This is a genomic window from Streptomyces sp. NPDC001348, from assembly GCF_053597535.1.
Genome location: NZ_JBSFIK010000014.1, coordinates 150,509 through 175,973 on the forward strand (window position 1 = coordinate 150,509; position 25,465 = coordinate 175,973).

Sequence of the window (25,465 nt, forward strand, 5' to 3'; positions counted from 1 at the left end):
GTGGACCAGGCTTGACATTCACGTCAATGTCAAAGTTTAGCGTTGCCATCATGAAGATCGCGAAGATGGAACCGACCAGGCAGGGCACCGCGCTGGTCACAGGCGCCACGACTGGCATCGGGGCGGCGATCGCCGAGCGGATGGCTCGGGAGGGCATGGACCTGGTACTGGTCGCTCGCGACGCCGCGCGGCTGGAAGCCGCAGCGAAACGGCTACGCGCCGACCACGGCGTGGAGGTGCTGGCCGTCCCGCTGGACCTGTCGCACGAGCAGGCTCCCGCGCAACTGGCCGAGCGGCTCGAGGATGCGCGCGTCGAGGTCGAGGTTCTGGTCAACAACGCCGGAGTCGCCCAGCTCGGGTCGGTCGCCGACGCGAATCCGGCACGGATGCGGGCACTGGTGGACGTGAACGCCAGAGCTGTGGCGGAACTGACCTCGTTGCTGCTGCCCGACATGCTCGCCCGTGGACACGGAGCGATCGTGAACATCGCCAGCACCGCCGCGTACGCACCGGCGCCGTACAACGCCGCGTACGGCGCTTCGAAGGCGTTCGTGCTCTCCTTCACCCGGGCCGTGTGGGAGGAGACGAAGAGGACCGGGGTGCGGGTGGTCGCGGTCAGCCCCGGACCGACCGAGACCCCGATGAACAGCCGCCCACTCCCCGGCAAGCGTCAGCCGGAGCAGGTGGCCGAAACCATGATGAAAGCCCTGCGAGGCCGTGGTCCCGCCGTCGTCGACGGTCGTCTCAACACCGTCCAGGCCTTCGTCTTCGGCCGCTTGCTGCCAACCCGGACGGCTGCCCGGATCAGCGGGCAGTTCTTCCGCAAGGCAGCCTCGGAAAGCTGACCTCAGCGGTCACTCCGGCTGCCGGGTGTGGGGACATGCGGGTCCGTCCAGCCGGAGCCGGCTGGCGGCGGCTTCGGCCAGGCGCTCACTCTGGACAGACGCCCAGTTCACTGCTTGAGCGATGCGACGAAGGGCGCCCAGGCGGCGCCGCTGATGACGATGGCAGGACCTTGGAGCACCTTGGAGTCTCGGACGGGGACCAGGCCGGGGATGTGGTCGGCGACTTCTAGGCAGTCGCCGCCGTCGCCGTTGCTGTAGCCGGACTTGCGCCAGAGAGCGGCGCCTGGGAAGTCGCTGGCTACCTCGACGCACTCCCCGCCGTCCCCATTGCTGTAACTACTCCTCAGCCAGAGCGCGTCACTCAAGTCGATCCGGTTGCTTGCCATTTCGGTAATCCTCTGCGGCGGCCTTGATCATGGCGAGGGACGTGTCTGGTGACAGCGCGACGGCCCTGAGCCGATCGTATGCCTTGCGGTACTGCTTCACGAGGGCCGGATCGTCGATGGTGTCTCCGCTGTAGGACGCCTCCGTATAGATCAACGGCGGGGCGTCCGAGAAGGTCATGATCATGATGGAGGCGGCCATCAGGGGATACGCGCCGCACCTCCGCGGAACGATTTGCGGAGTGATTCGGCGCCGGTCTGCCAGCTTCGCAATGCGGTCGAGCTGTGCGGTCATGTCCTGTGGCGACACGATTGGGTCCGAGAGCAACGACTCGTGCAGGATGGCCCAGTACTCAGGCATCGGGTTGTCGTTCTCAAGGAGACGGGCACGGTCGAGCCGGGCCTGTACCTTCTCCTCGACCCAATCGTCTGCGGCCGACGGGTGGGCGGACTGAACAAGCGCCCGTGCGTATGGAGCGCTTTGCAGCAGTCCGGGCAAAATGCTCGGAGACCACAACTCGATCGACTCGGCATGTTTCTCAGCTTCCAGGGCCTTCTCGAAGTACGCGGCATGTGGCCCCCGCCTGGCCCTCCGCACATCCTCGCAACGCCGCTCGAAGAACCCGTCAGTGCCCAGCACCCGATCCGCATGCCGGGCCAGATCGACCGGCATGCGTCGCTCCCCGCGCTCGATGTCGCTGAGGTACGTCTTGCCGTAGAAGCTGCCCTGGAGGAACGCCTCCAATGACAGCCCCGCCGCCTCCCGCTTCCACCGCAACTCCTTTCCGTAGAAGTCGGGGACGCTGATCGAACCGTCGATGTCCTTGCGTCGGACCATGCGCTCACCGCCATAACTCACTGTCCCGTTTCCACGGTTCACGTCGCGGACGCGAACCGTATTCCACGCTAGCGAGCTCGGCGACATTCTGTGAGGGATTAGTCACACACCGCACAGAAGGCTGATGCGCCCCATGTCTGACCGCTCCCCGACCGCATACGACGTCACCCTCTGCGTAGAGAACCTCCGCGCCGCCCTCGCTCTGCATGACATCACGCTGCCGTCCCTCCGCGCCGACCTGCCGAGCTTCGCGGGCGTATACGCACCACCGGCCGGCCTTGTCGCGCTCGGAAACTGCAACACGGCCACGGCCCACGCACTCGCCACCGCCCTGCGGAAGACGGCGGCCGAGCGATGACGTTCGAACTCAGCCTGCTCGCGACCCCGAAGGTCGTACCCGAACTGCGCCACCGCCTTCGCGCACTCGACTTCGAAGCCCGTCTATGCGTCACAGAGTTGCTCACAAACGTGATCGACCATCTCGGCGAGGGCACACCCGTGACCGTCCGCGTCACCGGCACGGACCTCGGCCATACCCGCATCGAGGTCACCGACCCGGACCCACGCGTGCTGCCCACCCTCCTCTCCGCCATCGAAACGGCCGAGTCCGGCCGCGGCCTGACGCTGGTCGACGCACTTGCCCAGCGCTGGGGTGTGGAGCAGGCGGCAGACCGCAAGACGGTCTGGTGCGAGCTGGCCGAACCGGCGCGGCAGCCAGTCACGCAGAACGAGAGAGTTGCTCGCGTACCCATGCGGGATCGGGATTGACGTGCGGCCGACCGTCGACGAAGACGGTCGGCACGGTCTCGTTACCCTCGTTGACCGCCCTCACGGCTGCAGCCCCGGCCGGGTTGCGCCAGATGTTGACCCAGTGCACCTGACGACTGCGATAGCCCAACCGCATGCGCATGCGCATGCGCAGACAGTACGCACAGCCCGGCCGCCAGAATACGACGGGCCGGCCGTCGGCTACGCTGCGCTTCCGCGGCTCCGACCGACCTCGGGAAGACGAGAGGCGAGTTCAGGGCGGCGATCAGCGCGAACGCCAGAAGTGGTGCTATGGCAGCGCCAGGTTCCCCCTTCAGGGCCAGCGCGGTCGCGATGACTGAGCCGCTGAGGACGATCAGCATCGGCAGGATCCAGGCGCGCATCACGAAGACGAAGACTACCGGGATCGAAAACCGGTCATCCGTGATCACACATCGCCCCCCCGTCAACCGTCCGCGCACACAGAAAAGACACAGGTAGGCCTACGGACGAGTAACCCTGTCGACACACCGCCCTGCCGAAGGGATCACGCCATCAGCTCGTCGCATAAAAGTGAACACCTGTGCGGGCCTTTCTGTGTGTGGCTAAAGTGGCGCGGCGCACCGGCGGAGCCTGACCATTCCGCGCTCGCGCACATCACTCAGCGACCCGGGGGAACGCCGTCGCTCACGGGGAGGAGGTGCATCGCCATGCCGTCGTGGCAGGCGTCCGCACACACCGAGCCAGGCAAGACCGCGCTGTCCTGAGACACCCTCAGGAACGCATCGCTTCTCCCTGCTCTTCGGACGCCCCCCATGGTCCGCACCCCTTGGAACGAAGAAAGGGATGGCTCCTTGCAGCCCAGACCATGGTTCCGCCTGCCCGCGTCACGAAGATCGGGCACGTTCACCTCTGCCGTCACCTCCGTCGCCGCCCTGGCCGTGGTGGCCGGCCTGGCGGTGCAGCCCGGTTCGGTCCGGCCGAACATCGAGCCGGTCTCCGACTGGCACCCGTGGTATCAGGACACAGCCGCCGAGCAGCTGCGCCAGGACCAGTGCCTGATGGCCGACGTGCTACGTCTGGGTGGACCGTTGATGGCAGCGACCGCGAAGGACGGCCTCAACCAGCCCCCGGACAAGCTCCACGTGCTGGCGAACAGACAGTTTTGGGAGCAGACACCGCTCTCCGTCGCCTTCAACAAGGACCAAGACGCGGCGTACAAGGAGCTTGATGATCTGTCGGCTCTGCGGGACGCGTGGCAGAAACCCCTCGATGGACTCGAGGCACCCGGCAATATGGGCCGTACTGAGTTTTACTGGCCTCCCGATGGCGGCGACGACGGCCCGAGCTTCTACGGCCAGACTGGACTGACCAAGTGGGTGTCCGACCGGTTCTGGAAGAACGATTCCGACTTCTACGAGGACGCCACCCCGAAGGCCGATGAGAAGACTCTCAAGGCCGTCGACGACATCGGAAAGCCGCTGTACGGCAAGGATCCCGACCCGCCCGGGCCGGATTGGGACCGGTTCCTCGCAGAGCAGAGCGCCTTCGAGTGGATGCACGGCAACGCGGGTGCCGACGACGCCCGCATCTTCCTCTCCTCCGGCGGCTTCCCGCGCACCGCTCCGCAGCCGGGCACGCCGGAGTACCGCATCGCCGTCGAGGACGTGAAGGCGCGGTTCGCGAGCTGCGGCTGGACTGACCCGCTCGACCCGGACCAGGTGCTGGGTGACATCACGTCCACCGCGGCGGACGAGTGGCAGCAGGAAATATCCTCTCAGGCCGCCCAGCGCAACCAGATCATCGACGCGAACAAGGACGCCACCGACGCCCTCGCCAAGGGCGCCAAGGCATTGGGCGACATGCTGGGCCACTCCTGGGTCGCCGATCACCTCACGCGCTGGCAGGACTACTGGAGCGCCGGCGGCATCGGCTGGATCGGTGACGGCCAGCTGGAGATCCAGGTGCCGGCGGCCAAGGGCAAGTGCCTGGACGTGCAGGGATCAGGGACGGCCAACGGCACCCCGGTCCAGATCTACACCTGCAATGGCAGCAGCGCCCAGAGGTGGCAGCTGTGGGGGCCCAACAAACTGCGCAACGTCAACGCGGGCAAGTGCCTGGAGGTGCTCAACGGCGACAAGGCCAACGGCACGAAGATCCAGATCCGGGACTGCAAAGACAGCACGGCGCAGCAATGGAGGTTCGACGTCCGGGCCCCGGGCGAGCTGCGCAATGCCGCCACGGACAAGTGTCTGAACCTGGCGGCGTTCGACAACGGCAAGGACGCCCAGCTCTACACGTGCAACAACTCCGACGCGCAGAAGCTGCGCATCGTGCCCAAGGACCACAACGGGGACGACAAGCTGGACTACCCGGACAAGGCCCAGTTCGACAAGGCCAAGGCTGGCATCCCCGCCGCTCAGGCGGACGCGAAGAAGCAACTCGCCGTCCTCAAGTCGCAGCTGACCGCCGCGCAGAAGGCCACGACAATCTCGGACGCGGCTATCCAGGCCGCCTACGGCATCGCCGACACCAACGGTGCGCCGCGGGGCCGGGGCCTGCTGGTGGGCCTGCAGAAGGACCAGGTCACCAAGGGTGCTGCTGCCGCGCTGACGGCACTGGAAAAGGCCGGCGAGACCGCCGAGGCCGCCACCCGCGCCTCGGCCGGGGACAGCGCCACCATCGCACAGCGCGCCCTCGCCCAAGCCGCTCAGTCGAAGGCGGAGTTCCGCAAGAAGGCCGCAGAGACCGCGGAGTTGCAGGCCAAGGCCGCAGCCGACGCGGCCAAGATCCACCGCGACAACGCCAAGAAGGACAAGGAGACGGCGGAGGCCAAGCTCGCCGACACCCTGAAGGCCGAGGGCGACGCCAAGGCGGCAGCCGCCGACGCGCACGCCAAGCGGCTGGCCGCCGAGGCTGAGGAGAAGACGGCCAAGGCGGAGAAGGAAAACGCTGCCGCCAAGCAGGCCGAGGCCGCCCAGCACAGGAAGAACGCCGAGTCGGAGGCGACGAAGGCGAAGGACGCCAAGGACAGGGCCGAGGCGGCCGAGAAGACCGCCGAGAGCAAGCGTGACGACGCGGTCGAGGCCAAGGACCACGCCAAGGCCATGCGGGACGACGCCTGGGACGCCAAGCAGAAGGCGGACGCGGCCCGCGCGAAGGCCGACGCCAAGGACGCCTACGCCGACTCCCTGGACTCCGGGGACGCCGCCGACGCCGCCCGCGCAGCCGCGAACAATGCGGACAAGGCTGCCGATGACGCCGAAGCCGCTGCCGGCAAGGCTCGTTCGGAAGCGGACGCGGCGACCCAGGCGGCGGCCGACGCCGACGCGGCAGCGACTCGTGCGGAAGCGGCGGCCAAGCGGGCTCGTTCCGACGCGGACGCCGCGCAAGCAGCCAAGTTGAGGGCTGACGCGGCGGTTAAGACCGCCACCAGCGCCGCCGCGGACGCCATCAAGGCCTCCCAGGACGCATCAGCCGAGGCGAAGACGGCAGTCAAACTCGCCGACGAGGCCGAGCAGCACGCCAAGGACGCCAAGACCCAGGCCGACGCGGCGAACGCAGAGGCCGGCAAGGCACTGGCCGCCGCGGCGAAGGCCGCCGGGTTCGCCCACGTCACCGCCCAGGCCGCCGTGGACGCCGGCAAGGCAGCGGAGCAGGTCGCCAACCCGGCCAACGACGCGATCCAGCTCGGTTCCGCCTACGTCGACACCGACTCCGCCGCCGGCCTGGTCGTACTGACCGGGCAGGCCTCGAAGTCCATCGCCGACCAGCAGCAGGCCGTCGCCGACGCGCACGCCAAGAACGCCGCCGCCGAGGCCCAGGCGGCCAAGAACCTCGCCGACCAGGCCAAGGGCGATGCCAAGGAGGCCTACCAGCACGCGGCGAACGCCGCCCAGTACGCGGCCGACGCCCGCGGCTACTCCAAGGAGGCCCTCGGCTACGCGGCCGACGCCGCCAAGGCAGCCTCAGCAGCCGCCGCCTCCCTGGCCCGCACCGTCGACTACGACCAGCAGGCCACCGAGGACGCCGCAGCCGCCGACAAGGCCGCCGGCAACGCCGAGGGCTACGCCAAGGACGCCCGCGACTCCGCCGACGCCGCCGAACTAGACGCCGAAGCCGCCCGCTCCGCCGCCGCCCAGGCCGAACAGGACGCCAAGGACGCCCGCGCGGCCGCCGACCGCGCCGACGCCGCCGCGACCGAAGCCGAACAGGCCGCCAAGGACGCCGACAAGTACGCCAAGGACGCCCAGGAAGCGGCCGAACAGGCCGAGAAGGAGGAAGCCAACAAGCAGGCATCCCAGGGGGCCGGTACGGGCATTCCCGGTGTGTTCGCCGTCCCAGACGAGTCCACCGTCAAGATCGTCAGCAGTAAGCAGATCGGCACCTGCCCACCGATGCCGGAAGCGGCCTTCCAGGGCTGCAACGCGATGTACGACCTGGTCGTCACCTACGAGGCCGACTTCTACCTGTGCACCGACGACCAGGCCCAGGCCACGGCCGACGGGTGCCCGAAGTCCGCGTGGCAGTTCCTACAGCGAGCGACGCTGAAGAACATCAAGATCGACGGCTGGACACACCAGTTCTCCGGCAAGGACATAGTCCGCGCCGGATGGCAGAGCCTCTTCGGCGATGTGGCCGGATCGATCCTGTTCTCCTTCTTCGCCGAAGACCTGATGGACTGCTGGCACGGCGACAAAACCGCCTGCGTCTGGAGCCTCGCCACATATGTCCCGGTCGAAGGCCTGCTCGACTCGATAGCGCGTGCCGTCAAGGCTGTCGACGCTGCTGCCAAGACCGGCATCGGCTTCACCGACGCGTGGAAGGCCCTCCGTGCACTCCACCTTTCCGACGAAGCCATCGCTGGAATTGGTGCCAAGGCGATCGAGGCTCTCGGCAAGGCACGGAAGTGGTGCACCAGTAACAGCTTCCCTGGCACCACACAAGTGCTGATGGCCGACGGAACGACTAAGGAGATCAAGGATATTAGGATCGGTGATGCCGTTATCGCCACCGATCCTGAAAGCGGCCGCACCGAAACCCACACCGTCTCCCGCACCATCTACACACCGGACGACACGGACTTCGCCGACATCACGATCGACGTCAGGCATGCACGGATCACCGCCACCCAGCACCACCCGTTCTGGTCGCCCAGCGCTCATCGCTGGATAGACGGAGGCGATCTCCGGCCCGGGCAAACACTGCGTACCAGCAGTGGTGCGACCGTCACCGTGCTCCGCGTCCACCGCTTCCATCGGTTCCACGCCGCGTACAATCTCACGGTCGACAGGCTCCACACCTATTATGTGCTGGCCGGAACGACATCGGTTCTGGTGCACAACACAAACGGGTGCCCGACCGGAACCATGGTGCTCGGGATTGGCGACTACTCAGAAGCACTGGCCAAGGAAATCCAGGGTGGCTACACCTTCAATGGCGACGCCTTCCGGGAAGTGGTCGGCAGGGCCAACGGGAAGCCGATCGCCCTGTGGATGACCGAGGTCTCGAACGTCCTGCGCAACAACGGTAAGGTCGCAGTCAGCCTGAGGGGTTTCGATGGGGATTCGCCGGCTGAGCAATACGAACTTGCCTATAAGGCCTGGAGATCGGGCGACTGGGCGGCTACTCAGTGGGAAATGGGTCAGATAGGTCTCCAAATACAGATGGGGAACTTCGAATGGCGCAATATCACTTTCTACAGTAAAGAGGGTAAAGTCGTGCACATCCCCGAACCGAACTGGGACGTACTGAATGGTGGGAAATGAGTTGACGTCAGAGGTCGCCGGTTCCGAGGTGTTCCGATCGGACAGGTACTTCAAGGTCTGGCAGTACGCCGTCGGTCATCGCCGGTTGCTCCTCCGCAGCAGCCGGGACAGGCCACCGGACACCCGGATCGACATCCACTTCGCCAACGTCGACCTCATGCTGCTTCGTCCCAGCTACGACGGCTTGGTCATCCGCCGGGCCGACGACGAGCAATGCGAGAAGGTCGGCCTCGACTACGGGGTGGAAGTCAGCCCTGGGCGTCTGTTCGTGCTCAGCGGTGATCTGAGGAGCTTCGTCGTCTCGGCGCCTCCACAGTGGCACGAGGACGAGGGCGCGATGGACGATCCGTCATGGTTTGGCCAGATGCGGGGAACGCGTTGACTCGCTCTTTCGTGAGGGTCCGCCGACGGAGTCGGCGGACCCTTCCGCTTCCACGCGCGGGAAGGGCGGGGAAGTGTAGCTTCCGGTTGATCGTGATGACCTCTTCAGCATTCACTCTCCGCCGTGGGCCTGGGGCCAAGCGTCGATGATCGCTGCGGGGACCCGTCCGCGGGTAGGTAGGGCGTAGCCGTTGGCTCGGGCCCACTCAGCAGCGGAGCGAGCAGGCGCACTGGTTCATCGCCGACCCTTCATCGGACTGGTTCCACCAGGTCGCCTGGGACCTCGCCGGGGCCGTCCTGCGACCGGGCCGACAGAACATCGCGGTCCTCGCCGCCACGGACACCGACCCAGGGGCGTCCTCCGACGTCGGCGGCTCTGCGGCTCCGGGGGGACAGAAGATGAGACGCATGGGCCCTCCGGGCGCCTGGGGCGGCAGTGGTGCACTTCGGATGACCGCTCTCTTCGACGGCCTGGACGGGCTGGACCTCGACGCGCACACGCGCCGCTGGTCGGCGCCTGAGGTGGCGCGCGCCGACGGGTCGGTGAATCACTGGATCGCCGCGGCGCAGATGTTCGCCGCTCGCATCAAGGAGGACCCGGCCCGGTTGACGGACGAGCAGTGGCGCGCGGTCGGCGAGGCATGGCCGGCCCTGCTGGCCGCTGCCGAGGGAGCGACTGGTGCGCAGCACAACGAATGGCTGCAGCGCGACCTCTAGCTCAGGGCTTCCCTGCTCAAGGTGATGGGAGCGAGGAGTGACGTCTCGCTGCTCGATCCACGGCCCCTGCTCGACCGGGCTCTCGACGCCATGCCGATGGACCGGGACACGGCCGCCGCACTGGCTCCTCGGTGGCGTGAGCTGGAGCGCTCGCAGATCCGCCCCCTGCGGATGATCCGCCGACTGCTCAACCCCGGACGCACCCTGGCGCATCTGCTTCAAGGGCACCGCCGGTGGGACGAGTTCGAGGCGGGGCAGCAGATTGCCGATGACCTGCCATAGTCCTCGCGGCAAGAGCTGAGGGTGCCCCCTGTTTCAGCAGGGGGCACCCTCAGCGCCGTACCAAACCGTCGGGCCGAGCCGTCAGCGCCCGTCCCCGCCCATGTGGTGCACCCGAACCATGTTCGTCGTCCCCGGCACCCCGGGAGGCGAACCAGCCGTGATGATCATGATGTCGCCCTGGTTGAAGCGGCCCAGCTTGGCCAGCTCCGCGTCGACCATGTCCACCATCTCGTCCGTGCTGTTGACGAACGGGACGACGTGCGACTCCACGCCCCAGCTGAGGGACAGCTGGTTGCGGGTGCCCTCGTCGGTGGTGAAGGCGAGGATCGGCTGGGCGGCGCGGTAGCGGGAGAGGCGGCGGGCGGTGTCGCCGGACTTGGTGAAGGCGATCAGGCCCCGGCCGCCGAGGAAGTCGGCGATCTCGCAGGCCGCGCGGGCCACCGAACCGCCCTGGGTGCGCGGCTTCTTGCCCGGGACCAGCGGCTGCAGGCCCTTGGAGAGAAGTTCCTGCTCGGCCGCTACGACGATCTTCGACATCGTCTTGACGGTCTCGATCGGGTACGCGCCCACGCTCGACTCGGCCGACAGCATGACCGCGTCGGCGCCGTCCAGGATCGCGTTGGCCACGTCGGAGGCCTCGGCGCGGGTCGGGCGGGAGTTGGTGATCATCGACTCCATCATCTGGGTCGCCACGATCACCGGCTTGGCGTTGCGCCGGCACAGCTCGATGAGGCGCTTCTGCACCATGGGGACCTTCTCGAGCGGGTATTCGACGGCGAGGTCGCCACGGGCGACCATCACACCGTCGAACGCCATCACGACGTCCTCCATGTTGTCCACCGCCTGCGGCTTCTCCACCTTGGCGATGACCGGGACGCGGCGGCCCTCCTCGTCCATGACCTTGTGGACGTCCTGGACGTCGCGAGCGTCCCGCACGAAGGACAGCGCGACCAGGTCGCAGCCCATGCGCAGCGCGAACCGCAGGTCCTCGATGTCCTTCTCGCTCAGCGCGGGCACGTTGACGGCCGCGCCGGGCAGGTTGATGCCCTTGTGGTCGGAGACCACGCCGCCCTCGATGACGATCGTCCGTACCCGGTGGCCCTCGACGTCCACGACCTTCAGCTCGACGTTGCCGTCGTTGATCAGGATCTGGTCGCCGCGGTCGACGTCACCGGGCAGGCCCTTGTACGTCGTACCGCAGATGTGCTTGTCGCCCGGGACGTCCTCGGTGGTGATGACGAACTCGTCACCCCGCTCGAGCTCGACCGGACCCTCGGCGAAGGTCTCCAGACGGATCTTCGGGCCCTGCAGGTCGGCGAGGACACCGATGGCCCGGCCGGTCTCCTTGGAAGCGGCCCGGACGCGGTCGTACCGCGCCTGGTGCTCGGCGTGCGTGCCGTGGCTGAAGTTGAACCGGGCAACGTTCATGCCGGCCTCGATCATCGAGACGAGCATGTCGTGGGAGTCGACCGTGGGGCCGAGAGTACAGACGATTTTCGAACGGCGCATGGGGCGATCCTATCGGTTTGTTTCGCTACGGAATATTCCGTCTGGTGGAAGAGACAAATGAGTTGGATGCTGCTCAGTTGTTCAGCTCGGTTGTTCAGCTCAGTTGTTCTTTCTGACCAGTGCGTAGGTCTGCGTCGCGATCTCCAGTTCCTCGTCCGTCGGCACCACGGCCACCGCCACCCGGGCCTGCGCGGGCGAGATCAGCCGCGGCTCGTCGCTGCGTACGGCGTTCAGCTCGCCGTCCACGGCCAGGCCCAGCCCCTCCAGGCCTGCGACCGCGGCCTCGCGCACCGGAGCGGCGTTTTCACCGACCCCCGCGGTAAAGGCGATTGCGTCCACCCGGCCGAGAACCGCGTAATAGGCGCCGATGTACTTCTTCAAACGGTGAATGTAGATGTCGAAGGCGAGCCGTGCCTCTTGGTCGCCCTCGTCGATCCGGCGGCGGATCTCCCGCATGTCATTGTCCCCGCACAGACCGAACAGCCCGCTCCTCTTGTTGAGAAGAGTGTCGATCTCGTCCATGGACATTCCGCCAACGCGCGCCAAATGGAAGATGACCGCCGGATCCACATCACCGGATCGCGTACCCATCACGAGACCCTCCAAGGGCGTCAGTCCCATGGAGGTGTCCACGCACCGGCCCTTCTCGACCGCCGAGGCCGAAGCGCCGTTGCCCAGGTGCAGCACGATCACGTTGACCTCGGACGGGTCCTTGCCCAGCAGTCGCGCGGTCGCCCGGGAGACGTACGCGTGCGAGGTGCCGTGGAAGCCGTACCGCCGGATACGGTGCCGGTCCGCGACCTTCGGGTCGATCGCGTAACGGGCCGCGGACTCCGGCATGGTGGTGTGGAACGCGGTGTCGAACACGGCGACCTGCGGCAGGTCCGGCCGCAGCGTCATGGCCGTGCGGAGGCCGGTGAGGTTGGCCGGGTTGTGCAGCGGTGCGACGGGGATCAGCCGCTCGATCTCGGTGAGTACGGCGTCGTCGACGACGGTGGGCTCGGTGAAGAACATCCCGCCGTGCACCACCCGGTGCCCGATCGCGGCGAGTTCGGGGGAGTCCAGGCCCAGACCGTCCCTGCTCAGCTCCTCGGCGACCGCCTTGAGGGCGGCGTCGTGGTCGGCGATCGGACCGTCGTGTTCACGGGTGTCGCCGGTCGTGACGCAGGTGTGCTTGAGCCGCGAGGTCTGCTCGCCGATGCGCTCCACCAGACCCACCGCCAGCCGGCTGCTGTCCCGCATGTCCAGGAGTTGGTACTTCAGCGAGGACGAGCCTGAGTTGAGGACGAGGACACGGGTGGGAGAGGTCACTGCTCGGACGCCTTCTCGCTGGAGTTCTGGGCCTGGATCGCCGTGATGGCGACGGTGTTGACGATGTCCTGGACGAGCGCGCCGCGGGACAGGTCGTTGACCGGCTTGCGCAGGCCCTGCAGGACCGGGCCGACGGCGATCGCGCCGGCCGAGCGCTGCACGGCCTTGTAGGTGTTGTTGCCGGTGTTGAGGTCCGGGAAGATCAGCACGCTGGCCTGCCCCGCGACCTCGGAGCCCGGCAGCTTGGTGGCCGCGACGCTCGGCTCCACGGCGGCGTCGTACTGGATCGGGCCCTCGATCTTCAGGTCGGGCCGGCGTGCGCGGGCCAGTTCGGTCGCCTCGCGCACCTTGTCGACGTCGGCGCCCGTACCGGAGGTGCCGGTCGAGTACGACAGCATCGCGATCCGCGGTTCCACCCCGAACTGCTGTGCGGTGGCGGCCGACTGGATGGCGATGTCGGCCAGCTGCTCGGCGTTCGGGTCGGGGTTGACCGCGCAGTCGCCGTAGACCAGCACCTTGTCGGCGAGGCACATGAAGAACACGGACGAGACGATCGACGACTCGGGCTTGGTCTTGATGATCTCGAAGGCGGGCCGGATGGTGGCCGCCGTCGAGTGCACGGACCCCGACACCATGCCGTCGGCGAGCCCCTTCTGCACCATCAGCGTGCCGAAGTAGTTGACGTCGGAGACGACGTCGTACGCCAGCTCCACCGTCACACCCCGGTGGGCCCGCAGCAGGGCGTAGTCCTCGGCGAAGGCGTCGCGCAGTTCGGAGACGGACGGGTCGATCACCTGGCTGTCGCCGAGGTCGACGCCGAGGTCGGCGGCCTTCTTGCGGATCTGCTCGACCGGTCCGAGCAGCGTCAGGTCGCACACGCCCCGGCGCAGCAGCACCTCGGCCGCGTGCAGCACCCGCTCCTCGGTGCCCTCCGGCAGCACGACCCGCCGCTTCTCGGCGCGGGCCTGCTCCAGCAGCTTGTGCTCGAACATCATCGGGGTGAGCCGGTCGCTGCTCGGCGTGGAGACGCGTCGGGCCAGGTCGGCGGTGTCGGCGTACCGCTCGAACAGGCCGAGCGCCCGCTCCGCCTTGCGCGGGGTGGCCGCGTTCAGCTTGCCCTCCAGGGAGAACAGCTGCTCGGCGGTGGGGAAGCTGGTGCCGGACACGGACAGCACCGGGGTGCCGGGAGCGAGCCGGGCGGCCAGCGTCAGGATCTCCTCGCTCGGCACCTCGTTCAGGGTGAGCAGCACCCCGGCTATCGGCGGGGTGCCGGCGCTGTGCGCGGCCAGCGCGCCGACGACCAGATCGGCCCGGTCGCCCGGGGTGACCACCATGCAGCCCGGGGTGAGGGCGGCGAGGAAGTTCGGCAGCATCGCGCCGCCGAAGACGAACCCCAGCGCGTCCCGCGCCAGCCCCGAGTCGTCTCCGAGCAGCACCTTGGCGCCGAGGGCCTGGCCGATCTGGGAGACCGTCGGGGCGGACAGGGCGGGCTCGTCCGGGATCACGTAGCAGGGCACCGGCAGCCGGGTGCCGATCCGCTCGGCGATCTCGTCCCGGTCCTCGCGCGCCACCCGGTTGGCGACCATGGCCAGCACGTCGCAGCCCAGCCCGTCGTAGGCCCGGTAGGCGTTGCGCGTCTCGGCGAGCACCGACTCGGCGGTCTGGCTGCGCCCGCCCACCACCGGGATCACGGACGCGCCGAACTCGTTCGCCAGCCGGGCGTTCAGGGACAGCTCGTCCGGGAGCTGGGTGGCGGCGTAATCGGTGCCGAGGACGAGGACGACGTCGTAGTCCCGGGCGACCAGGTGGAAGCGGTCCACCAGCGCGGACACCAGCTCGTCGGTGCCCTGCTCGGCCTGGAGGGCGGACGCCTCCTGGTAGTCCATGCCGTACACGGTCGCCGGGTCCTGGGACAGCCGGTAGCGGGCACGCAGCAGCTCGAACAGACGGTCGGGCCCGTCGTGGACCAGGGGACGGAAGACGCCGACCCGGTCGACCTGCCGGGTCAGCAGCTCCATGACCCCCAGCTCGACGACCTGGCGGCCGTCGCCGCGGTCGATCCCGGTCACGTACACGCTGCGGGTCACGTGCGCTCTCCTCTGCCGTCTCGCTGTCGTCTCGTCCGTCGCATGGCCGGAAAAATCGCCCACCGGGGTGAGCGGAACCCTCTTGACGGTACCCCTGCGGCTGGGTAAGGCGCCCGGCAGTGCCGGGGGCCGCTGGGGGAGGACGGGCGCCGCGGCGCCTGTGGGGACATGAAACAATCGGACTGGCTCACCGGTACCCACAGCGAGCAGGAGACACAGCACGATGCGCATCGGAGTTCTCACCGCAGGCGGCGACTGCCCCGGCCTGAACGCCGTGATCCGGTCGGTCGTGCACCGGGCGGTCGCTCACTACGGCGACGAGGTGATCGGGTTCGAGGACGGGTACCGGGGGCTGCTCGACCGCCACTACCGCACCCTCGACCTGGACGACGTGAGCGGCATCCTGGCCCGCGGCGGCACCATCCTCGGTTCCTCCCGGCTGCAGCGCGACCGGCTGCGCGAGGCCTGCGAGCGGGCCACCGACATGGTCGAGGAGTTCGGGATCGACGCGCTCATCCCGATCGGCGGCGAGGGCACGCTGACCGCGGCGCGCATGCTGTCCGACGCGGGCCTGCCGGTCGTCGGCGTCCCGAAGACGATCGACAACGACATCTCCTCCACCGACCGCACCTTCGGATTCGACACGGCGGTCGGTGTCGCCACCGAGGCGATGGACCGCCTCAAGACCACCGCCGAGTCCCACCAGCGGGTGATGGTGGTCGAGGTCATGGGCCGCCACGCCGGCTGGATCGCCCTGGAGTCCGGCATGGCCGCCGGCGCCCACGGCATCTGCCTGCCCGAGCGGCCCTTCGACCCTGCCGACCTGGCCAAGATGGTCGAGGAGCGGTTCGACCGCGGCAAGAAGTTCGCGGTCGTCTGCGTCGCCGAGGGCGCGCACCCGGCCGAGGGCACCATGGACTACACCAAGGGTGAGATCGACCAGTTCGGCCACGAGCGCTTCCAGGGCATCGGCACCGCCCTGGCGTACGAGCTGGAGCGCCGGCTCGGCAAGGAGGCCAAGCCGGTCATCCTCGGCCACGTCCAGCGCGGCGGCGTACCGACCGCGTACGACCGCGTCCTCGCGACCCGCTTCGGCTGGCACGCCGTGGAGGCCGCGCACCGCGGTGAGTTCGGGCGGATGACGGCCCTGCGCGGAACGGACATCGTGATGGTCCCGCTGGCGGAGGCGGTGACGGAGCTGAAGACGGTGCCGAAGGACCGGATGGACGAGGCGGAGTCCGTCTTCTAGGGCTCCACCGGTTTTCTACGGGTCCTGGGGGCTGTCCTCCACCCTCGACCAGAAGTGCTCCACGATCCGGTCCAGGAAGTCACGCCCGTCGCCGCCCTGCCGCTGGTACTCCTGGTGCAGCCCGTGCAGCGCCGCCCCCAGCAGGCGCCGGTCCAGCGGCACGATGCGGCTCACCGGCCGGACGCAGGCCTGCCAGCGCGTGGTCACCGCCCTGCGCAGCAGGTCGGCCAGCTTCCCGGCGCGGCCGGTGACGCTGATGAAGTCGGCCAGGGACAACTCGAGCAGGCCGGCCAGGGCGGCGGACTGCCGGTCGGTGCCGCGCCACGCGTCGTGCTCCTCCATGTGCAGGTAGGCGAGGAGTTCCAGCCCGACGGTGCCCGCGACGTCCTCCGGTGCGAGGCCCCGGGCGATCCGGTGCTCCCGCAACGTCCGCGGGCGGCCGGCGAGATCACCCGGCGAACACCACAGCACCGCCGCGAGCGCGGTGAGCTCGGGACCGCTCGGCGAGGCGAGCCCGCGCTCCCAGGCCATGACGAGATCCGGGGTGACATGGGGCAGCCCGAACGAGGCGCGCATGCCGTAGGCGACATGCTCCGGCCCCATGCCGAGGGCGGCACGGAGTCTTCGGGCGGCGGGGGCGTCGAAAGGCGGGCCTGGCTGTACCGGTCGGGCTGGGAGCGGTCGGCGCACGCGGCTCAAACTAGGGGGTGAGCCGCAGGATGGCTACGTTCTGTTCGGCCAGTATTACTTACCGTAGGAAGGTGCGGTTCCGGCCTGGTGCCCAGGTGGCTGGAACGGATCCTTCCGGGACGGGCGCTCACTCGAAGGGCAAGGTGAGGGGGCATATGCCCGTGCGACTTCGCGGACGGCCCCCCGGCAGCCCCGGTCGACCTCGCGGCGCGCCACCCGCGGGCCTCACCGGCGGCGCAAACCGTACTGTCCGAACAGTGGCAAGAGCGGTGCTCCGGTCAGATCAACGCGTCTGCGGCGGACCGGGCGGCCGCAGCCTCGGGAGCGGCCCCCGCCCGCCGATCTGACGGGGCGGCAGCGTGGCGCTCGCCCTCGGCACCGGTCCCTGGACCGTCTCCCTACCGCCCTCGGGTCTGCTTCCCGACGACCGGCCCGTAGAAGGTCCCGCCCCGGAAGTCGAAGTGGTCGCCCCCGTATGTCCCTTGGGGTTCCTCCTCGGAGCCGGTGGAGGAACCACGCCCCCGCGGCCGGTACTTCCGCAGTACCGACACCGCCACCGAAGCCGCCTGCCTGGCGGCCCGTCCCTGCGAGCCCCCGGCGTCCGCCTCGGACTTGCGCGCGTCGGCCCGGTCACTGATGCCCCGGATGACGAGCGCGTCCACCTGCCCGCTCAGATGCGCCGCCTGCGCCACCCCGGAGCCCTCCATCTCGATCGCGGCGGCGTCGTTGTAGTACTGCCGGAGGTACCGGGCGATCTCCGCGTCGGCATCCGCCAGGACGATGTCACCAGTGGCGATCGGCTTGAAGTGCGCCCGTACACCGGTCATGTCCCGCACCGCCGAACGGGCCGCCTGGACCAGCGCGTGCGAGCCGAACCAGGCCTCGGGGCGGACGAGTGGTCCCTCGGCGGTCACCTTGGCCCCGTGGACGCCGTACACCTTCGTGCCGACGACGACGTCACCGATGCCGATGTCGTCCTTGAGGCTGCCCGCGACCCCGACGAAGAGGACGGCCTGCGGTTGCAGCCAGTCGATCAGCGAAGCCGTGAGCGCCGCCGTGGCCGTCGCTCCCTCGATGAGCTCGCCGAGGGCCACCTGCCAGGGGGTGCCGGGCAGCCGTCCCAGAGTGAGCCTCGTCCCGCCGGGGTGGACGATCTCCTGGCGCTCCTCGATGTGATCAAGAACGGCCTCGCACTCCGCAGCGAGCGCGGTCAGGACGAGAACGCTGGGCGATGATTCCGGCACACTCTTAAGGTACTGCCGGGGGAAGGGGTTCGGGTGCCGGAACGAGACGTCACCGTCGGGCAGTTGCTGCTCGCCGAGTACCAGAGCGTCAAGGACGAGCAGAAGACGCGGATCGGGTTCCGGGACAACCTCCTCTACGTCACGCTCACCGTCGTCGCCGCCGTGATCGCGGCCGCCGCCCAGGCCAAGCGGACGGAGATGCTGCTGGCGCTGCCGCCGGTGTGCGTGGTCCTGGGGTGGACGTACCTGGTCAACGACCAGAAGATCTCCGCGATCGGCGCCTATGTGAGGGGGGATCTGGGGCCCCGGCTGGCCGCCGTCGCCGGTGCGGAGGAGACGGCCGTCTTCCAGTGGGAGGTCGCCCACCGCGCCGACGCCCGCCGCTCCTCCCGCAAGGCCGTGCAGTGCGTCGTCGACCTGCTCGCCTTCTGCGTGGTGCCGCTCGCCGCGCTCGTCGTGTACTGGGCGGGCGGCGGAACCTCGCCGGGGCTGGTCGTCCTGTCGGTGGGCGAGGCGCTCGCGGCCGTGGGGCTGGGAGCGTACATCGTGCTGCACGCCGTGCCGTTCGGGACGGGGAGCGGTGCGGGTGAGTGATCACATCGGCTTCCGGGGCGGGGAGTTCACGGGGCAGGTCATCGGGAAGGCGGAGTACCTGCAGCAGGCGCCCGCGCCCACGGCGCGCGGACCGGCTCCGCGCCGCCGACCCCTGCACCCGCGCCGACGCCCCGGCCGAAGCCGCCGCCCGCGCCCGGGCCGGGGCCCTCACCGCCCGGCCGTCCCCCGTACCCACCGGTACACCAGCTCCGGCCTCCCCACCTGCCCGTACACCGGCTTCCGCTCCGCCCGATCCCCCTCCACCAGGTGTTCCAGGTACCGGCGGGCGGTGATCCGGGAAATGCCCACCGCCTCCGCGACCCCCGCCGCCGTGAGCCCCTCAGGAACCTCCCGCAGGGCCTCCGTCACGCGTTCCAGCGTCGGCCCGCTCAGGCCCTTGGGAAGCGCCGCCGGCCCGGGGGCGCGCAGTGCCGCCAGTGCGCGGTCCACCTCGTCCTGGCCGCTCGCCTCGCCCACCGCCGCGTGGAACTCGGCGTACCGGACCAGCCGGTCACGCAGCGTGGCGAAGGTGAAGGGCTTCAGGACGTACTGGACCACCCCCAGTGACACCCCCTCCCGCACCACCGTCAGATCCCGGGCCGACGTCACCGCGATCACGTCCGCGTGATGCCCCGCCGCCCGCAGCGACCGGGCCAGCTGCAGCCCGTGGACGTCCGGCAGATGCAGATCGAGCAGCAGCAGGTCCACCGGCGTACGGTCCAGCAGCCGCCGTGCCTCGGCCCCGGTGTGCGCCTTGCCCACGGCCGTGAAACCGGGCACCCGGCCGACGTACATGACGTGCGCGTCCGCCGCTACGGGATCGTCCTCCACCACCAGCACGCGGATGCGCTGCTCGTTCGTCATACGTCGCCTCCAGACACCGCGGACGGCCCGACCGCCGTACGCAACGGCAGCCGGACCCGGAACTCGGCCCCACCGCCGTCGGCCTCCGCCACGGACAGGGTCCCGTCCAGCCGGTGCACGGCCTGCCGGACCAGCGCCAGACCGAGGCCCCGTCCGCCCGGTCCCGCCGGCTTGGTGGAGAACCCCCGCTGGAATACCAGGTCGGCATGGGCGGGATCCACACCGGGCCCGGTGTCCGCCACCCGCAGCACCAGGGAGTCCTTCGCGTAGGCGGTCACCGTCACCCGCGCCCGCGCGCTGCCCTGTGCCGCGTCCACCGCGTTGTCGATCAGGTTGCCGAGGATGGTGACCAGGTCGCGGGCCGACAGGTCCTCGGGGAGGACGCCGTCGTCGAGGCGGCTGTCGTCGGAGACCACCAGCTCCACGCCCCGCTCGTTCGCCTGCGCCGTCTTGCCCAGCAGCAGCGCGGCCAGCACCGGCTCGCTCACCGCCGCCACCACCTGGTCGGTCAGCGCCTGGGCGAGTTCGAGTTCGGCCGTCGCGAAGCCGACCGCCTCCTCCGCACGGCCCAGCTCGATCAGGGAGACCACGGTGTGCAGGCGGTTCGCGGCCTCGTGGGCCTGGGAGCGGAGCGCCTGTGTGAAGCCCCGTTCGGAGTCCAGCTCGCCCATCAGTGACTGCAGCTCGGTCACGTCCCGCAGGGTGACCACCGTGCCCCGGCGCTCACCTCCCGACACCGGTGAGGTGTTCACCACCAGGACCCGGTCCGCCGTCAGGTGCACCTCGTCCACCCTCGGCTCCGACGCCAGCAGCGCGCCGGTCAGCGGTGCGGGCAGGCCGAGGTCCGCGACCGACCGGCCCACCACCTCGTCCTCGGCGCCCACCCCGAGCAGCTCCCGCCCTCCGTCGTTGATCAGCGCCACCCGGTACTGCCCGTCCAGCATGAGCAGCCCCTCGCGCACGGCGTGCAGCGCGGCCTGGTGGTAGTCGTGCATCCGGCTCAGCTCGGCCGCGTTCATTCCGTGGGTGTGACGGCGCAGCCGGGCGTTGACGACGTACGTGCCGACCGCGCCCAGCAGCAGGGTGCCGGCGGCGACCCCGAGCAGGGCCGCGACCTGTTGCTGGACGTGGCGGCTGATCGCCTCGACCCGGATGCCGGCGCTGACCAGTCCGATGACGCGGCCGTTGTCCTCCACCGGGGTCACCGTGCGCACCGAGGCGCCGAGGGTGCCGGTGAAGGTCTCGGTGTAGGTCTCGCCTTGCTGGGCGGCAGCGATGTTGCCCAGGTAGCGCTTGCCGATCTCGTTGTGGTCCGGGTGGGTCCAGCGGATTCCGTCCGGGTTCATGATCGTGACGAAGTCGACCTGGGTGTCGCGCATGACCCGCAGGGCGTACGGCTGGAGGTGCGCGGAGGGATCCGGCGTGTGGATCGCGGCGCGCACCGAGGGTGCGTCCGCGATCGAGCGGGCGACAGCGGTCGTCTGGCGGGTCGCCGCTTCCTCGGCCTGCTGCCGGTCGCTGACGTAGGTGAACAGCGCGTACCCGGCCACCACGACCGCGATCAGCACGGCCTGGACGGCGAACAGCTGCCCGGCCAGGCTGCGGGGTCTTGGGACCGCTGGGATGCGCATGTCGTCAGTCTGCCTCTGGGTTAAGTGTGAACTAAATGAACGGAAGGGTGACCGCCCTCACACGGCAGGGGGATAGTCGCCGCATTCCCCTATAACGCCCGGACGTGAGCCGCACGCCGGTGTTTGCCGACGAAGACGTCAAGGAGGGCAGCCGTGGCCGCCAGCACCCCCGATACGGCACCTGCCGCACCCGCCGCCAAGCGGGACCGCACTCATTACCTGTACATCGCCGTGATCGTCGCGGTCGCGCTCGGTATCGCGGTGGGTCTCATCTGGCCCGATGCCGGAGTCCAGCTCAAGCCGCTCGGCACGGGCTTCGTGAACCTCATCAAGATGATGATCACGCCGATCATCTTCTGCACCATCGTGCTCGGGATCGGCTCGGTCCGTAAGGCCGCCAAGGTCGGTGCCGTCGGCGGTATCGCGCTCGGCTACTTCATGGTGATGTCGCTGGTGGCGCTGACCATCGGCCTCGTCGTCGGCAACGTGCTGCACCCGGGCGACGGTCTGCACATCACCAACGCGATCAAGGCGTCCGGGCACGACCAGGTGTCCCCCGACGCGCTGCCGCCGATCGACTTCGTGCTGTCGATCATTCCGGTGACCTTCGTGTCCGCCTTCACCGAGGGCCAGGTCCTGCAGACCCTGCTGGTCGCGCTGCTCACCGGGTTCGCGCTGCAGGCGATGGGCCCGGTCGGGCAGCCGGTGCTGCGCGGTGTCGAGCACATCCAGCGGCTCGTCTTCCGCATCCTCTCCATGGTCATGTGGGCCGCCCCGATCGGCGCCTTCGGCGCCATCGCCGCCGTGGTCGGCTCGTCCGGTGTCGACGCGCTGAAGAGCCTCGCCGTGCTGATGCTCGGCTTCTACGTGACCTGCTTCCTGTTCGTCTTCGTCGTGCTCGGCGCGCTGCTGAAGGTCGTCACCGGCCTCAACATCCTCTCGCTGTTCAAGTACCTGGGCCGGGAGTTCCTGCTGATCCTGTCCACCTCCTCCTCCGAGTCCGCGCTGCCGCGGGTCATCGCGAAGCTGGAGCACCTGGGCGTCAGCAAGCCGGTGGTCGGCATCACCATCCCGACCGGCTACTCCTTCAACCTCGACGGCACGATGATCTACATGACCATGGCGTCGCTGTACATCGCGGACGCCCTGGGTACGCCGATGTCCCTCGGTGAGCAGATCCCGCTGCTGCTGTTCCTGCTGGTCGCCTCCAAGGGCGCGGCGGGCGTCAGCGGCGCCGGTCTGGCCACGCTGGCCGGCGGCCTGCAGTCGCACAAGCCCGCGCTGGTCGACGGCGTCGGCCTGATCGTCGGCATCGACCGCTTCATGAGCGAGGCCCGCGCCCTGACGAACTTCGCGGGCAACGCGGTCGCCACCCTGCTGATCGGTACCTGGACGAAGGAGGTCGACCGGGACCGTGTGCGCCGGGTGCTCTCCGGTGAGCTGCCGTTCGACGAGACGACCCTGATGGACGAGAACCAGGTCCCGCCGGTCGCGGAGCTGCCGGAGCAGCGCGAGGGCGGCGACAAGGAGCTCGCCAAGGCGTAGGCGCTCCGCTGGTTCGCGGGGGGACTGTGGGTCGGCCTTCGGCCGCGGGCCGTCAGTGGCTGGTCGCGCCCACGCGGCGGAGCCGCAGGCCGGCACAGTCCCGCGCCCCTGCGGGGGCGCGTTCCCCCCGCCCCCCGACCCCGGACGCCCGGCCCCGCCTGAACCCGGGCCGGACGTCCGGACACCGTCTCCGGGCGGCTGAGACTCTCCCCGTAAGCTCAGCCGCCCGGAGACCTGCCTTTCACGGACTGCCTTCTACGGTCTACTCGCTCAGCTTCGCCACCAGTGCGGTGGCGGTGGAGGCGGGCACGCCCGCCGCGATCAGGACACTGATCGCGGCGGAGCGGCCCGCCTCCCGTGCTGTCAGCAGTCCGTCGTTCACCGCCTCCATCAGCGCGAACAGCATCTGCTCGTGCACGTAGGCCAGCGCCGGAGCCGGCAGCGGTGAGCTGAAGGTGCCGTCGTCCAGGCCGCGCCGCAGCAGTTCGGCGCAGGACTCGCGGACCGGGGTGAGGCGGCCCCGGATGCCCTGCACGGTGACCGTGCGCTGGGCCAGCGCGACCAGCAAGCGGTAGCGGTCGGCGATCTCCCAGACGGCGAGCACGGACCGGGCCACCGCCTCCGCCGGATCGTCCACGCCTTCCTGTCCGGCCGCATGGGCGGCGGCCAGCGACTCCGCCGCGCCGTCGACAAGCGTGCCGATCAGCGCCTCGCGGCTCGGGAAGTGCCCGTACACCGTCCGTCGCACGACTCCCGCGGCACGCGCGATCTGGTCCATGGAGGCGTCGGGGTCGCGCAGCAGCTCGGCGAGGGCGACGTCGAGGATGCGGCGCCGGTTCGCGTCGGCGCGGCTGGTGTAACCCGTGGTCATGGCCTTCATTCTGCACTCCCCTCGACTTGCACAGTGCTGTGCAACGGCGTACATTGCACATCGTTGTGCAATTGCACGCCACTGTGCAAGTCTCTGAGCAAGTCCTGCGCACGTCCCTGTGCACGTTCGTTGAGGAAGGCGATCCCTGCCCATGCGACTCGTCATGACCGAACCGGTCGAAAGGACGGAACGCCCCTACGCCCGGCGCTGGTGGGCGCTCCTCGTGCTCTGCCTGAGCCTGCTGATCATCGTGATGGCCAACACCGCCCTCACGGTCGCCGCACCGGACATGACCAGCGACCTCGGACTGTCCGGCGCCGACCTGCAGTGGGTGATCGACGGCTACACCGTCCCGTACGCCGCGCTGATGCTGCTGCTCGGCGCGATCGGCGACAAGTACAGCCGCCGGGGCGCGCTGCTCCTCGGGCTCGTCGTGTTCGGCGGCGGGGCCGTCTCCGGGTACCTCGCCGACAGCGCCGCGGCCGTCATCGCCGCCCGCGCCGTGATGGGCGTCGGCGCCGCGCTGATCATGCCCGCCACCCTCTCCCTGCTCGCCGCGACCTTCCCGCGCGCCGAACGGGCCAAGGCGATCACGCTCTGGACCGCGACCGCCGGGCTCGCCATCGCCGCCGGTCCGGTGGTCGCCGGTGCGCTGCTGAAGGACCACGGCTGGTCGTCGACGTTCCTGATCAACGTGCCGATCGCCGCCGTGGCGATCGTCGGCGCCCTCGTCCTCGTACCGCCGTCCAAGGCCGGTCACCACGACCGGATCGACTACGTCGGCGGAGTGCTGTCGGTGATCTGGACCGGCTCCCTGGTCTACATGATCATCGAGGGGCCGCACTTCGGCTGGGGCGTCAAGGCGGTGACGGCCGCCGTCGTCGCCGGCGTGGGCCTGCTGGCCTTCGTCGCCTGGGAGCTGCGCCACCCCCGGCCGATCCTCGACGTGCGCCGCTTCGCGCACCGCCGGTTCGCGGGGTCCAACCTCGCCGTGGCCCTCTTCTTCCTGGCCGTCTTCGGCGCCTTCTACTACCTCACCCAGCACCTGCAGTTCGTCCTCGGCTACGACGCCCTCGCCACCGGCGTACGCATGCTGCCGCTGGCCGGCGCCGTGTTCGTGGGCTCGGCGCTCACCGGCTGGCTGACCCCGCGGGTCGGCATGAAGTGGACGGTCACCGCGGGCATGGTCGGCGGCACGACGGCGCTGGCGCTGCTGACCCGGGTCGACGCCGCGTCCTCGTACGGCGACCTCGTCGCCCCCCTGATCGTCCTCGGCCTGGCCATCGGCCTCGCGCTCTCGCCCTGCACCGACGCGATCATGGGGGCGTTCCCCGAGTCGGAACTCGGGGTCGGCGGCGCGGTGAACGACACCTCGCTGGAGCTCGGTGGGTCACTGGGCATCGCGATACTCGGCTCGCTGCTGTCCACGTCGTACGCCGGCCACCTCGCCGACGCCACCGCGGGCCGCAGCCTCCCGGCGAGCGCCCTGGCCACCGCGCAGGACTCGGTCGGCGCCGGGTACGCGGTCGCGCAGGGCATCGGGGACAGGGCCCGGCAGGCCGCCGCGCAGGCGGCGCAGGCCGGCGATCCCCAGCAGGCCGCCCAGCTCAAGCAGCAGGCCGCCCAGCTCTCCGCCGGCGCACGGCAGATGGCCGACGCGGTCGGGGCCTCCTTCTCCGACGCCGTCGCCCACACCAGCCTGGTCGGCGCGGTGATCCTGGGCGTGGGCACGCTGCTGGTGGCGGTACTGCTGCCGCGCGGCGCCGCCCGGGACGCGGAAGCGGCGGAGCCGGCGGAGGCGGAGGACGAGGTGGCGGAGGCGGAAGGCGAGGTGGCGGAGCTGGTGGGGGGCCGCGCCGAGAACTGATACCTCCTGGCAGACGTCTCCCTCACCGATGCACTACCGTGC

The 25,465-nt window shown here is 69.6% G+C and carries 21 protein-coding genes and 3 pseudogenes; 12 read left to right on the plus strand and 12 right to left on the minus strand.

Annotated features, from left to right (window positions below; genetic code table 11):
- Positions 1-11: 11 nt before the first annotated feature.
- On the plus strand, positions 12-845 hold the full coding sequence (locus tag ACWC21_RS17425; protein WP_450882618.1) for an SDR family NAD(P)-dependent oxidoreductase: 834 nt from the start codon (positions 12-14) through the stop codon (positions 843-845).
- Positions 846-952: 107 nt separating this feature from the next.
- Here the strand turns inward: ACWC21_RS17425 and ACWC21_RS17430 are convergent, their stop codons facing one another.
- Both ACWC21_RS17430 and ACWC21_RS17435 read right to left on the minus strand, forming a co-directional pair.
- Positions 953-1,231 carry a DUF397 domain-containing protein gene (locus tag ACWC21_RS17430; RefSeq protein ID WP_450882620.1) on the minus strand — a complete coding sequence of 93 codons (279 nt, stop codon included), beginning with the start codon at positions 1,229-1,231 and terminating at the stop codon, positions 953-955.
- Entirely contained in the window at positions 1,203-2,066 is an 864-nt protein-coding gene (locus ACWC21_RS17435) for a helix-turn-helix domain-containing protein (protein ID WP_450882622.1), read from the minus strand. Before ACWC21_RS17435 ends, ACWC21_RS17430 begins: the two co-directional genes overlap by 29 nt.
- A gap of 133 nt (positions 2,067-2,199) precedes the next feature.
- Between ACWC21_RS17435 and ACWC21_RS17440 the strand changes: the two genes are divergently transcribed.
- Positions 2,200-2,424 (plus strand): hypothetical protein, encoded by a 225-nt coding sequence (locus ACWC21_RS17440; protein WP_450882624.1) that lies wholly within the window; start codon positions 2,200-2,202, stop codon positions 2,422-2,424.
- On the plus strand, positions 2,421-2,834 hold the full coding sequence (locus ACWC21_RS17445) for an ATP-binding protein (RefSeq protein ID WP_450882626.1): 414 nt from the start codon (positions 2,421-2,423) through the stop codon (positions 2,832-2,834). The genes ACWC21_RS17440 and ACWC21_RS17445 overlap by 4 nt, the downstream gene beginning before the upstream one ends.
- On the opposite strand, the pseudogene ACWC21_RS17450 reads toward ACWC21_RS17445, so the two are convergent.
- Positions 2,785-3,220, minus strand: a pseudogene (locus ACWC21_RS17450) (glutaredoxin domain-containing protein). The gene ACWC21_RS17445 and the pseudogene ACWC21_RS17450 sit on opposite strands and share 50 nt — an antisense overlap.
- 447 nt (positions 3,221-3,667) lie before the next feature.
- Here ACWC21_RS17450 and ACWC21_RS17455 point away from each other — a divergent pair.
- Complete coding sequence (locus ACWC21_RS17455; RefSeq protein ID WP_450882628.1) at positions 3,668-8,581, plus strand: RICIN domain-containing protein; 4,914 nt, start codon at positions 3,668-3,670, stop codon at positions 8,579-8,581.
- 1 nt (position 8,582) lies between these two features.
- Positions 8,583-8,963 carry a hypothetical protein gene (locus ACWC21_RS17460; RefSeq protein WP_450882630.1) on the plus strand — a complete coding sequence of 127 codons (381 nt, stop codon included), beginning with the start codon at positions 8,583-8,585 and terminating at the stop codon, positions 8,961-8,963.
- A 111-nt stretch (positions 8,964-9,074) separates the two neighbouring features.
- Here the strand turns inward: ACWC21_RS17460 and ACWC21_RS17465 are convergent.
- Positions 9,075-9,158, minus strand: a pseudogene (locus ACWC21_RS17465) (Lsr2 family DNA-binding protein); the annotation flags it as partial.
- Positions 9,159-9,184: 26 nt separating this feature from the next.
- Between ACWC21_RS17465 and ACWC21_RS17470 the strand changes: the two are divergent.
- The 3 genes and pseudogenes from ACWC21_RS17470 to ACWC21_RS17480 all read left to right on the plus strand — a co-directional run.
- Positions 9,185-9,298: pseudogene (locus ACWC21_RS17470) on the plus strand (DUF6183 family protein); the annotation flags it as partial.
- 114 nt (positions 9,299-9,412) lie between these two features.
- Positions 9,413-9,679: a hypothetical protein gene (locus ACWC21_RS17475; protein WP_450882632.1), complete on the plus strand. Its 267-nt coding sequence runs from the start codon at positions 9,413-9,415 to the stop codon at positions 9,677-9,679.
- Between the two features lie 24 nt (positions 9,680-9,703).
- A complete protein-coding gene (locus ACWC21_RS17480; protein ID WP_450882634.1) occupies positions 9,704-9,961 on the plus strand; it encodes a hypothetical protein in 258 nt (85 codons plus the stop codon).
- Between the two features lie 81 nt (positions 9,962-10,042).
- Here ACWC21_RS17480 and pyk read toward each other — a convergent pair whose 3' ends face one another.
- The 3 genes from pyk to pta all read right to left on the minus strand — a co-directional run bounded on the left by pyk (position 10,043) and on the right by pta (position 14,868).
- Positions 10,043-11,470, minus strand: coding sequence for a pyruvate kinase (gene pyk, locus ACWC21_RS17485; RefSeq protein WP_450882636.1), 1,428 nt, complete (start codon positions 11,468-11,470; stop codon positions 10,043-10,045).
- Positions 11,471-11,569: 99 nt separating this feature from the next.
- A complete protein-coding gene (locus tag ACWC21_RS17490) occupies positions 11,570-12,781 on the minus strand; it encodes an acetate kinase (protein WP_450882638.1) in 1,212 nt (403 codons plus the stop codon).
- The gene (gene pta / locus ACWC21_RS17495) at positions 12,778-14,868 is read right to left on the minus strand and encodes a phosphate acetyltransferase (RefSeq protein ID WP_450882640.1); all 2,091 of its coding nucleotides are present in this window, start codon (positions 14,866-14,868) and stop codon (positions 12,778-12,780) included. The genes ACWC21_RS17490 and pta overlap by 4 nt, the downstream gene beginning before the upstream one ends.
- Positions 14,869-15,091: 223 nt before the next feature.
- Between pta and ACWC21_RS17500 the strand changes: the two genes are divergently transcribed.
- Positions 15,092-16,117, plus strand: coding sequence for an ATP-dependent 6-phosphofructokinase (locus ACWC21_RS17500; protein WP_450882642.1), 1,026 nt, complete (start codon positions 15,092-15,094; stop codon positions 16,115-16,117).
- 15 nt (positions 16,118-16,132) lie between these two features.
- On the opposite strand, the gene ACWC21_RS17505 is transcribed toward ACWC21_RS17500, so the two are convergent.
- The gene (locus ACWC21_RS17505; RefSeq protein ID WP_450882644.1) at positions 16,133-16,807 is read right to left on the minus strand and encodes an XRE family transcriptional regulator; all 675 of its coding nucleotides are present in this window, start codon (positions 16,805-16,807) and stop codon (positions 16,133-16,135) included.
- A gap of 398 nt (positions 16,808-17,205) precedes the next feature.
- Positions 17,206-18,051, minus strand: a complete 846-nt coding sequence (locus tag ACWC21_RS17510; RefSeq protein ID WP_450882646.1) for a 5'-methylthioadenosine/S-adenosylhomocysteine nucleosidase family protein — start codon at positions 18,049-18,051, stop codon at positions 17,206-17,208.
- A 33-nt stretch (positions 18,052-18,084) separates the two neighbouring features.
- Here ACWC21_RS17510 and ACWC21_RS17515 point away from each other — a divergent pair, with 33 nt between their 5' ends.
- Positions 18,085-18,645 (plus strand): hypothetical protein, encoded by a 561-nt coding sequence (locus tag ACWC21_RS17515; protein ID WP_450882648.1) that lies wholly within the window; start codon positions 18,085-18,087, stop codon positions 18,643-18,645.
- 168 nt (positions 18,646-18,813) lie between these two features.
- On the opposite strand, the gene ACWC21_RS17520 is transcribed toward ACWC21_RS17515, so the two are convergent.
- Both ACWC21_RS17520 and ACWC21_RS17525 read right to left on the minus strand, forming a co-directional pair.
- The gene (locus ACWC21_RS17520) at positions 18,814-19,509 is read right to left on the minus strand and encodes a response regulator (RefSeq protein ID WP_450882650.1); all 696 of its coding nucleotides are present in this window, start codon (positions 19,507-19,509) and stop codon (positions 18,814-18,816) included.
- Positions 19,506-21,140: a sensor histidine kinase gene (locus ACWC21_RS17525; RefSeq protein WP_450882652.1), complete on the minus strand. Its 1,635-nt coding sequence runs from the start codon at positions 21,138-21,140 to the stop codon at positions 19,506-19,508. Before ACWC21_RS17525 ends, ACWC21_RS17520 begins: the two co-directional genes overlap by 4 nt.
- Positions 21,141-21,293: 153 nt before the next feature.
- Between ACWC21_RS17525 and ACWC21_RS17530 the strand changes: the two genes are divergently transcribed.
- Entirely contained in the window at positions 21,294-22,685 is a 1,392-nt protein-coding gene (locus ACWC21_RS17530) for a cation:dicarboxylate symporter family transporter (protein WP_450882654.1), read from the plus strand.
- A 262-nt stretch (positions 22,686-22,947) separates the two neighbouring features.
- Here the strand turns inward: ACWC21_RS17530 and ACWC21_RS17535 are convergent, their stop codons facing one another.
- Positions 22,948-23,565 (minus strand): TetR/AcrR family transcriptional regulator, encoded by a 618-nt coding sequence (locus ACWC21_RS17535; RefSeq protein WP_450882656.1) that lies wholly within the window; start codon positions 23,563-23,565, stop codon positions 22,948-22,950.
- 142 nt (positions 23,566-23,707) lie between these two features.
- Here ACWC21_RS17535 and ACWC21_RS17540 point away from each other — a divergent pair, with 142 nt between their 5' ends.
- Entirely contained in the window at positions 23,708-25,423 is a 1,716-nt protein-coding gene (locus ACWC21_RS17540; RefSeq protein WP_450882658.1) for an MFS transporter, read from the plus strand.
- The last annotated feature ends 42 nt before the right edge of the window (positions 25,424-25,465 follow it).